Origin of the sequence: Nocardia barduliensis, assembly GCF_013315795.1 — a bacterium.
GTDB lineage: Bacteria > Actinomycetota > Actinomycetes > Mycobacteriales > Mycobacteriaceae > Nocardia > Nocardia barduliensis.
The window spans coordinates 24,616-39,896 of record NZ_JABLTE010000037.1 but is presented as its reverse complement, the minus strand read 5'-3'; the positions used below and the strand labels follow the sequence as shown (position 1 = coordinate 39,896).

Genomic DNA, 15,281 nt, shown 5'->3' with positions numbered 1-15,281 from the left:
CTGGGGACATGCCGAAGCGGCCCGCGAACGAAGCGCCGTTCGCGGGCCGCCGAGCTCGTCGGCCCCCGGCGGATCACTCCGCCGGCGGAGCCTCCTTCGCCGCGGGCTCCTCGTCCGTCGCCCCGGACGCGCTGTCCTCCGACGCGGAGGCGCCGTCCTGCGCCGGATTCAGCAAACGCTCCAGCGCGGCACTGGTCACCCGCCGGAACGCCCGGCGCGGACGCGCCTGCTCCAAGGTCGCGACCTCCAGCGAGCTCACACCGAGCGCCCGCTTCTCCTTCTCGGCGCCCTCCGGCAGGCCAGCCTGCAGCGCGCGCACCGCGACGCCGACCGCGGAGGCCAGGTCGAGCCCCTGCTGATAGGACGACTTCAACGCGGTGACGATCGGCTCGGTCGTGCCGCCCATCACCACGAACTCCCGCTCGTCCACGATCGACCCGTCGAAGGTGATCCGGTACAGCACCGACTGCGACGCCTGCTCCGGATAGCCCACCTCCGCCACACAGATCTCCACCTCGTAGGGCTTGAGCTGATCGGTGAAGATCGTGCCCAGAGCCTGCGCGTAGGCGTTGGCCAGCGCACGGCCGGTGACATCGCGGCGATCGTACTGATACCCGCGAATGTCGGCCTGCAGGATGCCGCCCCTGCGCAGATTCTCGAACTCGTTGTACTTGCCGACCGCGGCGAACCCGACCCGGTCGTAGAGCTCACTCACCTTGTGCAGCGTCGTGGACGGGTTCTCCGCGACGAACAGCACACCCTTGTCGTACGTCAGCACCACCACGCTGCGCCCCCGAGCGATGCCCTTGCGCGCCAGCTCGGTCTTGTCGCGCATGATCTGCTCGGCCGACGCGTAGTACGGCAACGTCATGATCAAGCGCTCCCTTCTTCGGCGGCCTCACGGTCGGCGACGATCCCGCGGGCGATCTCCGCCAGCTGTGCCTCGGCCACCTCGACCGCACCCTCCTCGTCCACCACGATCGCCGTCGGGTAGATGCCGCGCACCAGATCAGGGCCGCCCGTCGCGGTGTCGTCGTCGGCCGCGTCGAACAGCGACTCGACGGCGATACGCAGCGCGCGCTCCTGATCGATCCCCTTGGCGTACAACTTCTTCAGCGCGGACTTCGCGAACACCGAGCCGGAACCGACCGCGGCGTACCCGAAACGCTCCTCGCTGCGTCCACCCACCACATCGAACGACACGATGCGACCCGCCTTGTCCGGATCGGTGGCGTCCAGGTCGTAGCCGACCAGCATCGGCACCACCGCCAGACCCTGCATGGCCGCGGGCAGATTCTCGCGCACCATCTTCGACAGTTTGTTGGCCTTGCCGTCGAAAGTCAGCGGCACGCCCTCGAGCTTCTCGTAGTGCTCCAGCTCCACCGCGAAGATCCGCACCATCTCCACCGCCATGCCCGCGGTACCCGCGATGCCCGCCGCGGAATAGCTGTCGGTGATGTAGACCTTTTCGATGTCCCGGCTGGCCAGCAGGTTGCCCTGCGTGGCGCGCCGGTCACCGGCGATCAGCACACCGCCGCGGTAACTCACCGCGACGATGGTGGTGCCGTGCGGAGCGATCTCCTTCGCGGAAGTGCCGCCGGAGAATCCGGCGGCACCCTGCTCGAACCTGGTGGCGGGCAACAGGTCCGGAGCATGCATACGAAGGTAGTCGGAGAAAGAAGAGAGGGCGTACCCCAGGTGGAGACGCGAGGGGTCACCGACTGTCACTGGCCACCTTTCTGCACGTACGCGCGGACGAAGTCCTCGGCGTTCTCCTCGAGCACGTCATCGATCTCGTCGAGCAGGTCGTCGGTTTCCTCCGCCAGCTTCTCGCGGCGCTCCTGACCGGCGGCATCCACACCGTCCGGGCCCTCGTCCTCGTCGCCACCCCCGGCGCGCTTGGTCTGCTCTTGTGCCATGGCAGCCGACCTCCTCTGTCCTCACCATGACCGGGACCCATCGTGAGCACGATCCCGATCATGAGCATTGTCCGTGCTCGTCCCTCAACACTACCTACCAGCACCGAGGGTGTGCCGCCTATTTTGCTGTGTCCTTGGCCGCGCGGGCGCGGCGGGTTCGCGGCCCCTTTGTGGCTCGCGTCCGAGCGGCCGCCGCTTGCTCCTTCGTCGCGGACGCGGCGGCCGCTCGGACGCGAGCCGGGCCGCGAACGGGCAATGCTCGGTCTCGCTTCGCTCGAAACCGGTGGTGGGGCCGGTGTGGTTGCGTCAGGCGATTGGGCGTCGGATCAGCGGTTTACCTTCGCTGGTTCGGCCTGGCTGCTCTGGAAGAACACACGTGCTCGCAAGAGCGGCAATGGACGCCTGAGCTGCGTCGACTTGGCGAAGTCGAGGTTCAGCGGACCGGCCCGGTCATGGACATTCGCGAAGTCACCTAGCCTGGTGGGCCGGGGCGGCGACCTGCTGGACGACGTCGAGCGTCACGGCTCGGCCGGGGTCATGACTGCGCCGTCACCCGTTCGCGGGGAACTCGCATGCGGCGGCGCTCGGCCCTGGTCATGGGCAGGTGGTGCCGGAGGTTACGTCGTCAGCTGCTCCACCAGGTCGGCGGCGGTGCTCACGCCGTCGAGGAGCTTGCCGACGTGGGCCTTGGTGCCGCGGCGGGGTTCCAGGGTGGGGATGCGGACCAGGGAGTCGCCGCCCAGGTCGAAGATCACCGAGTCCCAGCTCGCCGCGGCGATGTCGGCGCCGAAGCGGCGCAGGCATTCGCCGCGGAAGTAGGCGCGGGTGTCGGTGGGCGGGTTGGTCATCGCGTCGAGCACCTGTTGCTCGTTGATCAGCCGCTTCATCGAGCCGCGGGCGACCAGGCGGTTGTAGAGGCCCTTGTCCAGGCGCACGTCGGAGTACTGCAGGTCCATCAGGTGCAGTTTGGGGGCGGCCCAGCCGAGCCCCTCCCTGCTGCGCATGCCCTCGAGCAGGCGCAGCTTGGCGGGCCAGTCGAGCAGGTTCGCGCACTCCATCGGATCGCGTTCGAGCAGGTCGAGCACCATGGCCCAGTTCTCGATGATGTCCTGGACGCGCTTGTCGTCGTTGCCGGTGCGGTCGACGAACTTGATCACGCGGTCCAGGTAGACGCGCTGCAGCGCCAGGCCGGTGAGTTCGCGGCCGTCGGCGAGCGCGACGGTCGCCCGCAAGGTGGGGTCGTGGCTGATCGTGTGCACCGCGGTGACCGGGCGGGCCAGCTGCAGGTCCGACAGGTCCTCGCCCGCTTCGATCAGGTCCAGGACCAGCGCCGTGGTGCCGACCTTGAGGTAGGTCGACATCTCGGCCAGGTTGGCGTCACCGATGATGACGTGCAGCCTGCGGTACTTGTCGGCGTCGGCGTGCGGCTCGTCGCGGGTGTTGATGATGCCCCGCTTGAGCGTGGTCTCCAGACCGACCTCGACCTCGATGTAGTCCGAGCGCTGGGACAGCTGGAAGCCCGCGTGGTCACCGGACTGGCCGATGCCGACCCGGCCGGAGCCGCACACCACCTGGCGGGACACGAAGAACGGCGTGAGCCCCACGATGATCTGGTTGAACGGGGTGTCCCGGCTCATCAGGTAGTTCTCGTGGGTGCCGTACGAGGCGCCCTTGCCGTCGACGTTGTTCTTGTACAGCTGCAGCCGCGGAGCCCCCGGCACGCTCGAGGCGTGCCGCGCGGCGGCCTCCATCACCCGCTCGCCCGCCTTGTCCCAGATCACCGCGTCCAGCGGGTCGGTGACCTCCGGCGCGGAGTATTCGGGATGAGCGTGGTCGACGTAGAGCCGGGCGCCGTTGGTGAGGATCATGTTGGCCGCGCCGACCTCGTCGGCGTCGATCACGGGCGCGGGCCCGTTCATCCGGCTCAGGTCGAATCCGCGCGCGTCACGCAGCGGCGACTCCACCTCGTAGTCCCAGCGGGTGCGCTTCGCGCGCGGCACGCCCTCGGCCGCGGCGTAGGCCAGAACCGCCTGGGTCGAGGTGAGGATCGGGTTGGCCGACGGCTCGGTCGGGGTCGAGATGCCGTATTCGACCTCTATTCCGATGATGCGCTGCATGCTGTCGAGCCTATGCGACGCACCCGCCCGCACCGGTCGCGACCGGCGGAGTCCAATGTCATACCGCAGGTGGTACTTCCGGAGGACCCGTTCCGGCGCAGGTCGGCGCGATAGTCGGGACATGACCGATTCGCTCGCCGGACCCCGCGCCGACACCGCCGGACACCGCCCCGCAGCGTCCGCGCCCACCCGTCTGGTCGCGTTGGACGTGCTGCGTGGCATCGCGATCCTGGGCACCCTCGGCACCAACGTCTGGATCATGACCAACCCGGAGGGGCTGGTCGGCTACCTGTCCGACCTGGGCGGGCGAGCAGACGGATGGGCGTGGGCCGAGCGAGTGCTGCAACAGCTGGCGCAGGGCAAGTTCCTCGGTCTGCTCACCGTCATGTTCGGCATCGGCCTGGCCATACAGCAACGCTCGGCCGCCAAGGCCGGGCGGCGCTGGCCCGGCAAGTACCCGTGGCGCGCGGGATTGCTGTTCTTCGACGGTCTGCTCAATTTCGTATTCGTCGCCGAGTTCGACGTCCTGATGGGTTACGCGGTGACCGGGCTCGTCGTCGCGTTCGTCCTGGCCACCGGCGAGCGGGCGCAGCGACGCTGGCTGCTCGGCGCCGCGGCCGTGCACGTGAGCCTGTTGACGCTGATCGCCCTCGCCATGGCGTTCGCGCCGCGACAGGACTCGGTGGCGCGTCGTGCGCTGGACCCGAATCCGTATGCCGATGGCTCGTTCTGGGAGCTCGCCATGTTCCGGTTGAGCAACGCCGGACTGTTCCGGGTGGAGGCGATCTTCGTCTTCGCGATGTCGGTCGCGCTGTTCCTGGCCGGTTCCCGGCTGTTGCGGGCGGGGGTATTCGGCCCGGAAGGCGCGCGAATCCGCAAGCGGCTCATGATCATCGGCTTCGGCGTCGCCGCGCCGATCGATCTGGCCGTCGGCATCGCGGGCGGCGGCGACCTCGTCCTGTTCACTCGTTACGGCAGCGCCCCGTTCGTCGGGCTCGGCATTCTCGCCGCGGTCGCCGAGTGGTACCTGCGGCGTCCAGTGGCCGGGTTCGCCGGTCGCCGTCTCGCCGAGATCGGCCGCACCGCACTCAGCTGCTACATCCTGCAGAACTTGGTGGCGTCGATGCTGTGCTACGGCTGGGGTTTCGGGCTCGCCGCCCGCGTCGCACCGGACGATCGGGTTCCCTTCACCATCGGCGTCTACCTGCTGGTTTCGCTGATCATCGCCGGCGGAGCACACCTGTGGTTACGCCGCTTCGAGCGGGGTCCGGTGGAGTGGTTCTGGAACGTGAGCTATCGGGCGCTGGCCCGGGAACGCTGAATCCGGCGCATACAGCGGGCGGCGAGCGCTAGCGTCGAGCTGTGACGCTCGCCGACCGCTACCCCTTGCTGCACACCCCGGCGCACTGGGAGTGGGGTGATATGGATGTGCGTTTCTCCACCACGCTCCCGTCCGACGAACTGGTCACCAACATCCATGTCGTGTGCTTCGTCGGCGACGAGATCGTGCTCTGCCGCGACGATCGCGACATCTGGCTGCTGCCCGGCGGCACCAGGGAACGCGGCGAGTCCATCGACGCGTGCGTGCGCCGGGAACTGCTCGAGGAAGCGGGAGCACGCCCGATCGGACCGATTCGGTGGTTCGGCGCGCACCACGCGACGAGCAACCGTCCCGCGCCGCATCGCGAGTGGCAGCCCCATCCGCACAAGGCGTGGCTCTGGTGCACCGCCGACGTGGTGCTCGACTCCGCGCCGACCAATCCCGACGACGGCGAGCAGATACTCGAAGTGCGCACCTTCCCCGTGGCCGAGGCGATGCGGCGCGCCGGGTCCGACGGCGAGCACCTGAGCGAACTCGTGGCCCTGGCCGTCGAGCTACACCGGGCCGCGGCCCAGCCCGACCGTCTGGGGTGACCGCGTGACGGCGGCCCGGCCCGCTCGTCCGCCGCCAACACCGGGAACTGGGGCAGAATCGAAGGATGGCAACGGCAACCTGGCACGGCCGTGTCCTCGCGACCAGCGACGACACCATCATCGTCGAGGGCAACCACTACTTCCCGCCGGACTCGATCCGGGCGGAGTTCTTCCAACCCTCCGACACGCACACCTACTGCCCCTGGAAGGGCACCGCCAGCTACTACACCGTGGTGGTCGACGGCGACACCAATGCCGACGCTGCGTGGTACTACCCCGAGCCGAAGACCAAGGCGGCGCAGATCAAGGACTATGTCGCGTTCTGGCGCGGTGTCGACGTGACCGACAGCTGACCGGGCATCGTTCCGTACCCGGGAATCGAGCGCGGCACTCCTGATCGATCCCGGAATCCGGTCGGAGGCACGGCTGTGCGGCGACCGCTCCGGGTCCGGCAACCGGTCGGCTACACAGTGGACGCGATTCCGGCGGCGGGCGGTAATCGAGGATTTCCGAATACCGTGTGCGCGAACCCGATACGCTCATCCCAGGATTCAGCGCGCGTGTCTCAGCCGGGAGCATCCCATGATGAAGGCTCTGGTCACCAACGGCTTCTCGATGTCGCCCACCGGCGCAGCGGACGAATCGCCGCCCGCGGGCGTCACGCTGCTGCGCCCCGGCGTGCTGGCCTTCGCCGGATCGATCGGGCCCACCGAGTTGCACGCGCACCACGCGGTGCAGATCGTCGCCGCGAGCACCCCGATCGTGGTGGTGGACGGCAGCGGCGTCCGCAGACAGGGCACCCACGTCATCGTGCCGACCGACGCGCCGCACCGGATCGACGTGGGTTCCGCGCACGGCACGGCGGTCTACCTCGATCCCGAGACCGCCGCCGGTGCGGCGGCCGATCGCAGGGCCCATCTCAACGGCTGGGCCGACGGCGCCGACACGTTCGGCCTCACCGCCAGTGGTGGCGATCTGACCGCGCAGGTCACGGCGGTCGTCGACGATCTGCTACCGCAGGACGGCGCGTCCGGCGCGGGCGATCGGCACGCGGTGGTCACCGCGGCCCTGCACTTGCTGCCCACTCTGGTGCGCAAAGGATCGGTGCGCGGCTCGGATGTCGCGCGGCAACTGGGTATCCCGGCGCCCCGGCTGTCCCACCTGTTCTCCGAACAGATGGGAATTCCGTTGCGCCGTTACATCCTCTGGCTGCGGCTGCACATCGCGCGGACCCGCGCGCTCGCCGGGGACGATCTCGCGGCCGCGGCGCACGCGGCGGGATTCTCCGACGGCGCTGATCTCGTCCGCACTTGCCGCCGGACGTTCGGGCTGCCTCCTTCGGTACTGAGCCTTACCAGGGAATCGGTATCGGACGCTTAGACCGCCTTCGCGTCGCCCTCAGCAGCAGCCGCCGTGGTAGCGGGGCGCAGCTCAGACGGTTACTACCACCTGGCCCGACCCACGTTAACGCAGTAAACAGCCTCACTCTCGCTGGCGACAACCAGAGACTGGCCGTGATCGCCGGCGTGAACCACTCCCTTATAGCCGATTTCATGATCAAGGTAATCGGCAGTGGGCATATCAAGGCTTCGACTCGGCTTCAGCTTCCGTGCCCGACCGACCATGTACTCGAGAACCATCTGATCCTCAGAACCCTGCGTCTCCATTGCTTGGTCAGCCCTTCGCCGACCCGTGGAAAACACTGCACCACGAGTCGTGGCAACTCGATGTCGACCCAATCCATCCGGGGCGAGACAAGCAGGTCAGCGCCATGGAGTTGGCCGGAAACACGGTAACCGCGTCCCGGCTGCCTCAGCGATGATTCCCAATCGCCGACCAGATAGTTGCGGGAAAATCTAGTGGTAGGTCAATGCAGTTCAGCTAAGGCCCTACAGAAGCTCGATCTGATCATGTTCGGGCAGTGCGTGTGGGCGTTTGTCCGTATACCAGGCGTACTCGATCCCGCTGAGCCAGCCGTTCTCCACCCATAGAATGACCTCGCCGATCGGTGATCCGTTGTAGTCGTTGACCGCTCCGCTGGCGAGGATTCCGTCCGGCGAACCGGAAACTTGTACCGCGCCGGGCCGCACCGCGAGATCGACACTGGGTGAACCCATACCCCAGGTTGCGACTACCTGCGAATACGGCACCTGCGCCAGGTACTCGGAGGCGCCGGGCACCCCCGAAGACAGCAGCTTGGTGACGACGCTGGTTTCGAGATCGGTCAGCATCCGCGGCTGAACCGGTGTACTACTCATCGTGTTTTCCGGTTCTCGCGCTCCCTCTGAAATGGTGCGGTGCCGATCCTGAAAGCACCGTCGATTTCTCGGCGAGACCTCAGCCCGAGAGGTTGGCAAGATCGTCGTCCCGGCTGCAGAACACGCGCCACGAATCTCCACCGTAATCGATGTCGGTAGGCGCAATCACGCCTACCGACCTTGCGACCAGATCGGTACCACAGGCGAGACTGGCGCTCAGCTCAAAGTCGGTCGAAGCCTCCACTCCGTGCGCCCGCCAGGAACACATCCCACTCCGAGGGCGTGAACACCAGTACTCCACCGCCGATGTTCTTCGAGTCACGAACCCCCACATGCCCGGCATCCAGATGCGCTATCTCGACGCAGTCGTTCCCGGCGGCACTACGAGTGCTTCTGAACCAGCGCGCTCCGGATAGGTCAACGGACACGGTCGAACTCCTTCGCTACCTGCCGCAGTAGGCGTTTGCTATTCGGCACGTCCAAAGCTACTCGCTGGATCACCTCGAATCCAGCTCTGTACCGCCGCACGGTGCTGGTGCGCTCCAGGTAGATGTTGCCTGTGTAGCTCTCGACGTAGACCACTGGCGGCTCCAAAGGTCGCCCCTCTCCGTCACCGGCGAAATCCAGGATCGTGAAAGGACCGGTCGAGACTCCCAGCGGGAAGCCAACCCCGAAGGGCAACACTTGCACCCGCACGTTCGGTGGCAGATCAGCCAGGTGACGCAGCTGTGTCGACATCACGCGGGGACCTCCGACGACTCGCCTGGTGACAGCCTCATCCACGACGAGTACAGCTGTCAGTGGCGAGAAGTCACGAGTGATCAACGCTTGCCTGTTACGCCGCACCCGGACGCGACGCTCGATCTCCTCTGCGGTGTCCATCGGAAAGTAGACACGATCCAACGCCCGCGCGTAGTCGGGGACCTGAAACAGTCCAGGCACCATATCGGGGCGATAGACAGTGATATGAGAGGCCGACGCCTCCATCTGCACGTAAGCGTTGAAAGTCGGATTCACCTGATCGGGAAACTCGTCCAACCACGACGGCGTCCTCCCTTGCGCCGCCAGCGATTTCAGCACCGGGAGCATTTCCACCCGCTGATACAACTTGCACAACCGCCGCAAGTCTTCCTCCCTGACGACCACGTTCGGCGCACCGGTCTCCAACCGGTGCAGCGTCCCCGCCCCGCGCCCGATCGCCCGCGACGCCACCTCGATGGACAGTCCGGCCTCCTGTCTCATCCCGCGCAGGCAGCGGCCGAGGCTGCGGTGTGGAACGCCCCCGGTCCCGCGAATGTCGGCCCTGAGCTGCCGATCATCGGGGTCCGCATCCCTCTCCCCCATACTGTTTTCTCCCTTCTGTGGAATATTCGAACCCGCTGCCTGGAATATTTCTGAAAGTAATTCTGGAAGACCATAATTCGACCTTCTGAAAGACATTGTGCAGGGTCGCTGGAAGGTGTCCAGGGCATTTGCCACTTTGTGTCTCGAATCCGCTTGGAAATGTCCACGCAGCCCGGATCCGGTGCTCCACTGGCCGCGTGATCGGCGCGGCGTAAGTGCTTTTCGCCGCCACTCGACCAGCGGAGGACACATGACCAAGGGACTGCCGCAGCGCGTTCCGTTCCCACGAGCCCGTGCTCCCTACAAGGCTGTGCCGCTGCCCGTGCTCGAACGCTACGCCGTCGCGCTGCGGCAGTGGGCCGACGCTCCCGAACGTCCCGGAGGCGGGGTGTCGACCCCTCCCCCGCCTCCGGTGACCCCCACCGAAGCCCTGTCGTGGACCGAGTGATCCGATGCAGGGCCGTCCGAGCGCGGAGGCTGTGACCGTGCGCCATTACCGTGTCACCGTGCACTGCTGCGGCCCGCGCTGGCTCATTCACGTGCCGGAGGTGGACCGCTGGACGGTGACCGGCGACAAGTCGGCGATCCGGTCCATCGCCCGCCGGATGATCGAGGCGACCACCGGACACAGCGCCCACTCGTTCGAACTCGACCTCGCCGCCGGTCGGGCGCTGCGCGATGCCGATGAGTTCACGGTGTGCTGCCGGGAGCTGACGCGGTGGCACTCGCCTGATGAACCGGCGGAGCGCGAACCCTCCGGAGTGACGCGGCTGCGAGGACCCCGGTCGCCGTGATCCGAGAGGAACGCGGCGACCTCTCCGCGCAGACGAATCCTCCTCTATTCGGCATCAGTCAGCGGCCTTAGTTCGACACTCCAACCCGAGATCGGTACCATGCCTGAGCATGAGCGACGGGGGGAATCCGACGCCGGGGCAGCAACTCTCGGTCGTGCCAGAACAGGTTCGCGATGTCGGAACGTATGTCTACGAGTTGGCCGAGTCGTTGCGGACCGCTTTGGATTCCGCCGCGACAGATGTCGACGGTGTAGTCAATGGTTCCTGGACCGGAATCCTGGCCTCGGAGTTCGCCGACGGCTGGACCGACGTCCGCGATGGCGGCGGTCGGATAATCACCGCCCTCACCGAACTGGCAGAGAAGCTCGGAGTCAGCGCGCAGACCTACGAATCCCGCGACAGCAGCAACGCTTCCGTCCTGAACAACTCCTTCAGTCTGGATCTGCCGTGACCACGGAATTCACGGTCGACCTCGACCATCTCGATGAGATCGTGTCCCGGCTGGCGGCGCTGGCCGGGTTCGTCGCCGACAACCTCGATGAGATAGACAACAAGGTCGCCACCCTCTCCGGGACCGGCTGGGAAAGTGTCGCCGCGACGGCCTACCACGATGCCCACCGTGAATGGATGCTCGGGGCAAGGGAATTCACCGACGGTGTCCGAGAAATGAGCGATGCGGCGCGCAAGGCTCACACCGGCTACAGCACAGCGGTCGAGGAAAACCTTAAGATGCTCCGAGGGGGATGAGCGGTGCGCGTCAATTGGCAGACATACTACGACGCCGCCAAGCAATGCCACGACCTCGCCACCGAACTGCGTCGCGCCGACAAGCCCGTACATGATGCAGTCAAAGGCGAATGCGCGGGTATGGCCGGTGATGCTCCTGGCTGTAAACAGTGGGGTGAGACGTACGACCGTTACGCGCGCGACACCATGCAGACGTGCACGCATCTGGCCGACGCTCTCACCAACTTCGGCAATGTTCTCTACGCAAATGGATACAGGTACGGGAAATCGGACCACGGCCACCCGCCACGGCCGACCGTCAACCAGGTCCCCGAATACAGGGTCTCCATCCCGACCTCTGTCCACGACAACGGTGACGGCGTCAAACACAACGGTGGTGTGGAGGAGTTCTTCAGCGAACTGACGTCGAAGATTGTCAGCACCTTCGAGAAGCTGCCCAACGGTGACGTGGACAAGCTCGCCAAGGCCGCCCAGACATGGAAGACCTTCGCTGAGAATCGGACCCTCCAGGAGGCCCCCGCCAGGATCAGTGCGATATCGGACCTGTTCGACGGTATGGACGCTGCCGAGAACCGTGCGTTGATTCAAGAGAGACTTCAGACGCTCGAGTCCGGCGCCAACCTGCTCGCCTCCGCGTCGCGGAACGTCGCAGCACCGGTCGCCGAGTACCACACCTCGACAGTCGAGGTCGGCGAAGGCATAAAGTCGGCGATGAACAGCTTCGCGTGGGCCGTCGGACTCCTGGTCACCGGCGCGATCGTCGGAGCGATCTTCAGTTTTGGCGGCAGTATCGCCGTCGCCGGCGGCGGCGTCACCGTCGCCGCCGCCGAGACCATCAGCGCTATCCGGGGCCTCTACACGAGCAGGCGGCTCTTCCAAATACTCAAGGTCACCTTGGCCGCCAGCGTAACCGTCGGCGTCATCGACGCCTTCGACCAGGTGCCCGACCTCAGCGCGACCATCACCGCTCTCGCCGGCATCATCGCCATGAAAGCCGTCATCGACGATGATTCGCCCTCGGCACCGTCGGAGACGGACGACGACGCGGTGGAGAAGCGGATTGCTAAAGCAATCGCCGACCACGCCAACGGCCGAGCGGAGCAGGGCGACGGCAGTCACTACGTATCCGGAGTCCCACCCGAGAAACTCGCCGATTACGTCGAAAGCGTCATCAGCGGCACGCGGCCAGGAGTGCAGGTCCGGTACGACCTCCGAGGTGGCCGCGTCGCATACTGGGATCCGAGCACAGGAGCTGTCGTGATCGAGGACGGTGAGGGCGGAACGGTCCATACTCCGAAGGAAGGAAAGGAATACTTTGACGATCTGGAGTGACGCAGAGCGGAGCCGGGGATGATTTCGGTTCGGCCTGGACGAGAGGTTTTTCTCACTGTCGAACAGTTCAAAGCGGTCCGACAACTCACTCTTCAGATAGTGAATGTCCGGGAAGATCTCCTGATTCCCTTGGGCTGGAACGCCGAAGTCCAGGACTGCCTGCAGCGACTCGTCCGCTCCGTGCCCCGCCAACTGGACCCGGATGCGCGAGTGAGAGTGGTCGCCGCCGAAGGCGAGGGGGACGATCCGGCTTCGACGGGCCGGTTTCCCGGCAACGAGGCGGTGGCCGACTCGACCGGTGAGTTCGTGCGGCACCTGCCGACGTCCATCGCCGACGTGTGGCCACGTCTATTGGATCTCACCTTTCAGTTTCTGGGCAGTCAGGAAGCGCGCTACCGCACGGGCTTTTACGAAGAGGAGATCAACGACGCGCTGGCGGCCATCCGAGACATTGCAGGATGAGAGTTCTTTGGTCCGATCAATCGATCGAACGAACACCGACAACTCCAGTACTTGGGAACCCGGCTCCTACTTGAAGTAGCGGTTCAGGGTGTCCACCAACCGTCCCCAGCCGCTGTCGCGGATCCAGCGCGGACCGGTGTCGGCGATGAAATCGAGCAGTTTGCCCGCACTGTGGCGGCGCAGCAGTGGCAGGTTCTCGGCGCGTCCGGTACCTCGTGGCGGTCGAAAAACGACCGGAAACGCTGTTGCTCCAGCCGGTACGCGTGCAGTTCGTGGCACAGCGGAGCGCGCAGACGATCCTGTTTCAGCAGCGCGGTCAGGCGCCGGTTGCCGAGTTCGTCCGCGGAGTTCGCGGCGGGTGCGGTGCCAGCGCGCAGCATCGCATCGAGTGTCGCATTGCGTTGGCCCAGATTGGATTCCGCGGCAGCTCGGGGAGCCGACCCCGCACCACGAACCCAGCGCATGGCGTCAGCGAGCCAACCGATCCCCCGGGCCCGCACATCTCACCCCGTAGCAGATCGAGTGGTGGCGTCTCGGTACTACGTGGCGTCGACCGGGAGAGCACCCGGGCGACCTCAGTAGGGCGACGCGAAGAAAGTGTGCGCGCGCATTGCGGAAGTCAGCATCACTACGATCAGGCCACCGAGCGACTCGGCGAGGTGCGCGCAGGTCGACGGCGAATTCAGTCCGCCGGACGGGACTCGACGTAATACTCCGCCGAGATCGTCTTCAATACTCGCCGGACACCCACCGGCGCCCATGCCACCGACGGGTCGTGCCGCACGACCGGATCGGTCAGCTCGATGACGCGTCCGCGGGTTTCCAGCGCGAAACCCTCTGCCGCGCGGATGTTCTTGACCCAGTCGACGTCGCGGCCGTACGTCAGCGCGATCCGGTAGGCGCCGTTCTGCTCGAAGACCATGACCGGGGTGCGGTAGGACCGCCCCGACTTCCGGCCCTTGTGCAGCACGATGCCGAAGCCGGGCGCGCGGCCCGCGACCAGCCCCGCGGTCGGGTTGGTGACATGCCGGTTGAAATTCGCCAGTGCGTGCGGAAGCACCATGGGCGGCGATCCTCTCTCCCTGTGGCGTGCGGTGTTCACGTTACTCTCGACCGATGTCCGCTCCGCCGCAGCCCGAGCCGCACGCCGGGGAACCGAGTTCCGAACCGATCGCGGTCTACGACCGGGCGGGCAACCCGGTCGGCGCCGCCGAGCGGGCCATGGTCTACCGCGAGGGATTGTGGCATGCCAGCGCCGGGGTGCTCCTACGATCCGGTGACGGCGAGCGTGTATACGTGCACCGCCGTACCGACACCAAGCTCGTTTTCGCGGGGATGCACGACTGCCTGGCCGGTGGTGTGGTGGCGCCCGGTGAAGCGCCGCGCGAGACCGCCCTGCGCGAATTGGCCGAGGAATTGGGCGTCACGCCGGACCCCGCCGAACTGTCCCCCGAACCGCTGGCCGCGGTCTCCTGGGACGGTGATTGGGACGGTCGGCCGATGCGCTGCCACCTGTTCGCGTACGAACTGCGCTACGACGGGCCGGTCCGCCACCAACCCGCCGAGATCGCCGCGGGATGGTGGTGGACCGACGCCCAGTTGCGCGCGCATCTGGCCGATCCGGATTGGCCCTTCGTCCCCGACACGCGACTGCTGATCAACGACCTGCTGGCCGGCGCCCATCCTCCGGAATACGGCAGGCCGTGATCAGCCGGACGAAACGGACGATCCGGCCCAGGCGGCGAACGCGCCGGGATTGCGGGTCTGCAAGAGCACCCGGCCGGGGCCGGTGAAGTCGAAGACGAAGCCCTCACCGGACTTCAGCGACTGGATGGACCGGCCCGAAACCGCCCGGCGGATGGTGAAGTTCATCGCGAGGTCGTAGGCCACCACGTGGCCGGTATCGATCGTGATCGGTTCGTCCGGCTGCAGGTCGATCACATCGATGGCCCCGAACACGCCCACCACGATCTCGCCCTCACCGTGCGCGCGCAGACCGAAACCGCCTTCACCGCCGAACAGATTGGCGAAACCGCCCCACTTGCTCTCCACCTGCACGCCGTGCGAATTCGCGATCCAACCCCCGCGGCTGATGAAGAACGGCCGGTCGGGGGTGATCTGCAAGTTGAGCATGTCGCCGGGCAGTGCGGGGGCCACGTCGACCCACCCGCCCTGCGGCGGCGCGGTGAAAGTCGAGACGAAGAACGATTCCCCGGCCAGCATCGACCGCTTCAACCCGGCCAGAATGCCGCCTTCGGCTCTGGCCTGCAACGTGACTCCCGCCGAATGCGCCACCATCGCGCCGCTCTCGACCCGCATCGGCTCGCCGCCTGCGAGAAAGCACCGCGCGATGGTGGAGGCGGGATTGTGGCGCAGTTGTACCTTCATGTTCGC

Annotated in this window: 20 protein-coding genes; 11 read left to right on the top strand and 9 right to left on the bottom strand. The window is 66.5% G+C overall.

Annotation, left to right across the window (positions count from 1 at the left end):
• Positions 1–73 precede the first annotated feature (73 nt).
• From prcA to dop, 4 genes are all read right to left on the bottom strand, one after another.
• A complete protein-coding gene (gene prcA, locus HOV91_RS17775; RefSeq protein ID WP_174186518.1) occupies positions 74–871 on the bottom strand; it encodes a proteasome subunit alpha in 798 nt (265 codons plus the stop codon).
• 2 nt (positions 872–873) lie between these two features.
• On the bottom strand, positions 874–1,659 hold the full coding sequence (prcB, locus tag HOV91_RS17770; protein ID WP_246350334.1) for a proteasome subunit beta: 786 nt from the start codon (positions 1,657–1,659) through the stop codon (positions 874–876).
• A 65-nt stretch (positions 1,660–1,724) separates the two neighbouring features.
• Positions 1,725–1,919 carry a ubiquitin-like protein Pup gene (locus tag HOV91_RS17765; protein WP_014986166.1) on the bottom strand — a complete coding sequence of 65 codons (195 nt, stop codon included), beginning with the start codon at positions 1,917–1,919 and terminating at the stop codon, positions 1,725–1,727.
• A 617-nt stretch (positions 1,920–2,536) separates the two neighbouring features.
• Positions 2,537–4,036, bottom strand: a complete 1,500-nt coding sequence (gene dop, locus HOV91_RS17760; RefSeq protein ID WP_174186516.1) for a depupylase/deamidase Dop — start codon at positions 4,034–4,036, stop codon at positions 2,537–2,539.
• Between the two features lie 121 nt (positions 4,037–4,157).
• Here dop and HOV91_RS17755 point away from each other — a divergent pair, with 121 nt between their 5' ends.
• From HOV91_RS17755 to HOV91_RS17740, 4 genes are all read left to right on the top strand, one after another.
• Positions 4,158–5,357: a DUF418 domain-containing protein gene (locus HOV91_RS17755; RefSeq protein ID WP_174186515.1), complete on the top strand. Its 1,200-nt coding sequence runs from the start codon at positions 4,158–4,160 to the stop codon at positions 5,355–5,357.
• A 41-nt stretch (positions 5,358–5,398) separates the two neighbouring features.
• A complete protein-coding gene (locus tag HOV91_RS17750; protein ID WP_217440639.1) occupies positions 5,399–5,950 on the top strand; it encodes an NUDIX hydrolase in 552 nt (183 codons plus the stop codon).
• A gap of 65 nt (positions 5,951–6,015) precedes the next feature.
• Entirely contained in the window at positions 6,016–6,303 is a 288-nt protein-coding gene (locus tag HOV91_RS17745) for a DUF427 domain-containing protein (RefSeq protein WP_174186514.1), read from the top strand.
• Positions 6,304–6,532: 229 nt separating this feature from the next.
• Positions 6,533–7,330, top strand: coding sequence for an AraC family transcriptional regulator (locus HOV91_RS17740; protein ID WP_246350332.1), 798 nt, complete (start codon positions 6,533–6,535; stop codon positions 7,328–7,330).
• Between the two features lie 509 nt (positions 7,331–7,839).
• On the opposite strand, the gene HOV91_RS17735 is transcribed toward HOV91_RS17740, so the two are convergent.
• From HOV91_RS17735 to HOV91_RS17725, 3 genes are all read right to left on the bottom strand, one after another.
• Positions 7,840–8,181, bottom strand: coding sequence for a hypothetical protein (locus tag HOV91_RS17735; protein WP_174186513.1), 342 nt, complete (start codon positions 8,179–8,181; stop codon positions 7,840–7,842).
• A gap of 248 nt (positions 8,182–8,429) precedes the next feature.
• Complete coding sequence (locus HOV91_RS17730) at positions 8,430–8,636, bottom strand: DUF397 domain-containing protein (protein ID WP_174186512.1); 207 nt, start codon at positions 8,634–8,636, stop codon at positions 8,430–8,432.
• Positions 8,626–9,552 (bottom strand): helix-turn-helix domain-containing protein, encoded by a 927-nt coding sequence (locus tag HOV91_RS17725; RefSeq protein ID WP_174186549.1) that lies wholly within the window; start codon positions 9,550–9,552, stop codon positions 8,626–8,628. Before HOV91_RS17725 ends, HOV91_RS17730 begins: the two co-directional genes overlap by 11 nt.
• Positions 9,553–9,802: 250 nt before the next feature.
• Between HOV91_RS17725 and HOV91_RS17720 the strand changes: the two genes are divergently transcribed.
• The 6 genes from HOV91_RS17720 (at position 9,803) to HOV91_RS17695 (ending at position 12,887) form a co-directional block, all read left to right on the top strand.
• Positions 9,803–10,000, top strand: coding sequence for a hypothetical protein (locus HOV91_RS17720; RefSeq protein WP_174186511.1), 198 nt, complete (start codon positions 9,803–9,805; stop codon positions 9,998–10,000).
• A gap of 37 nt (positions 10,001–10,037) precedes the next feature.
• A complete protein-coding gene (locus HOV91_RS17715) occupies positions 10,038–10,346 on the top strand; it encodes a hypothetical protein (protein ID WP_174186510.1) in 309 nt (102 codons plus the stop codon).
• Between the two features lie 109 nt (positions 10,347–10,455).
• A complete protein-coding gene (locus tag HOV91_RS17710) occupies positions 10,456–10,797 on the top strand; it encodes an ESX-1 secretion-associated protein (RefSeq protein WP_174186509.1) in 342 nt (113 codons plus the stop codon).
• Complete coding sequence (locus HOV91_RS17705; RefSeq protein ID WP_174186508.1) at positions 10,794–11,093, top strand: WXG100 family type VII secretion target; 300 nt, start codon at positions 10,794–10,796, stop codon at positions 11,091–11,093. The genes HOV91_RS17710 and HOV91_RS17705 overlap by 4 nt, the downstream gene beginning before the upstream one ends.
• 3 nt (positions 11,094–11,096) lie before the next feature.
• Positions 11,097–12,425: a hypothetical protein gene (locus HOV91_RS17700; protein ID WP_174186507.1), complete on the top strand. Its 1,329-nt coding sequence runs from the start codon at positions 11,097–11,099 to the stop codon at positions 12,423–12,425.
• 99 nt (positions 12,426–12,524) lie between these two features.
• Positions 12,525–12,887 (top strand): hypothetical protein, encoded by a 363-nt coding sequence (locus HOV91_RS17695; RefSeq protein ID WP_174186506.1) that lies wholly within the window; start codon positions 12,525–12,527, stop codon positions 12,885–12,887.
• Positions 12,888–13,569: 682 nt separating this feature from the next.
• On the opposite strand, the gene HOV91_RS17690 is transcribed toward HOV91_RS17695, so the two are convergent.
• Positions 13,570–13,950 (bottom strand): nitroreductase family deazaflavin-dependent oxidoreductase, encoded by a 381-nt coding sequence (locus HOV91_RS17690; RefSeq protein WP_174186505.1) that lies wholly within the window; start codon positions 13,948–13,950, stop codon positions 13,570–13,572.
• A gap of 53 nt (positions 13,951–14,003) precedes the next feature.
• On the opposite strand from HOV91_RS17690, the gene HOV91_RS17685 reads away from it, so the two are divergent.
• Positions 14,004–14,594: an NUDIX hydrolase gene (locus tag HOV91_RS17685; RefSeq protein ID WP_174186504.1), complete on the top strand. Its 591-nt coding sequence runs from the start codon at positions 14,004–14,006 to the stop codon at positions 14,592–14,594.
• Here HOV91_RS17685 and HOV91_RS17680 read toward each other — a convergent pair whose 3' ends face one another.
• The gene (locus tag HOV91_RS17680) at positions 14,595–15,275 is read right to left on the bottom strand and encodes a TIGR00266 family protein (protein WP_174186503.1); all 681 of its coding nucleotides are present in this window, start codon (positions 15,273–15,275) and stop codon (positions 14,595–14,597) included.
• Positions 15,276–15,281: the final 6 nt, after the last annotated feature.

What these genes read in the sequence shown, in the direction of transcription:
- dop (WP_174186516.1), bottom strand. Translation starts at nt 4,036, where the DNA reads ATGCAGCGCATCATCGGAATAGAGGTCGAATACGGCATCTCGACCCCG.
- HOV91_RS17725 (WP_174186549.1), bottom strand. Translation starts at nt 9,552, where the DNA reads ATGGGGGAGAGGGATGCGGACCCCGATGATCGGCAGCTCAGGGCCGAC.
- HOV91_RS17745 (WP_174186514.1), top strand. Translation starts at nt 6,016, where the DNA reads ATGGCAACGGCAACCTGGCACGGCCGTGTCCTCGCGACCAGCGACGAC.
- prcB (WP_246350334.1), bottom strand. Translation starts at nt 1,659, where the DNA reads ATGCATGCTCCGGACCTGTTGCCCGCCACCAGGTTCGAGCAGGGTGCC.
- prcA (WP_174186518.1), bottom strand. Translation starts at nt 871, where the DNA reads ATGACGTTGCCGTACTACGCGTCGGCCGAGCAGATCATGCGCGACAAG.
- HOV91_RS17765 (WP_014986166.1), bottom strand. Translation starts at nt 1,919, where the DNA reads ATGGCACAAGAGCAGACCAAGCGCGCCGGGGGTGGCGACGAGGACGAG.
- HOV91_RS17755 (WP_174186515.1), top strand. Translation starts at nt 4,158, where the DNA reads ATGACCGATTCGCTCGCCGGACCCCGCGCCGACACCGCCGGACACCGC.
- HOV91_RS17740 (WP_246350332.1), top strand. Translation starts at nt 6,533, where the DNA reads ATGATGAAGGCTCTGGTCACCAACGGCTTCTCGATGTCGCCCACCGGC.
- HOV91_RS17710 (WP_174186509.1), top strand. Translation starts at nt 10,456, where the DNA reads ATGAGCGACGGGGGGAATCCGACGCCGGGGCAGCAACTCTCGGTCGTG.
- HOV91_RS17690 (WP_174186505.1), bottom strand. Translation starts at nt 13,950, where the DNA reads ATGGTGCTTCCGCACGCACTGGCGAATTTCAACCGGCATGTCACCAAC.
- HOV91_RS17735 (WP_174186513.1), bottom strand. Translation starts at nt 8,181, where the DNA reads ATGCTGACCGATCTCGAAACCAGCGTCGTCACCAAGCTGCTGTCTTCG.
- HOV91_RS17720 (WP_174186511.1), top strand. Translation starts at nt 9,803, where the DNA reads ATGACCAAGGGACTGCCGCAGCGCGTTCCGTTCCCACGAGCCCGTGCT.
- HOV91_RS17680 (WP_174186503.1), bottom strand. Translation starts at nt 15,275, where the DNA reads ATGAAGGTACAACTGCGCCACAATCCCGCCTCCACCATCGCGCGGTGC.
- HOV91_RS17685 (WP_174186504.1), top strand. Translation starts at nt 14,004, where the DNA reads ATGTCCGCTCCGCCGCAGCCCGAGCCGCACGCCGGGGAACCGAGTTCC.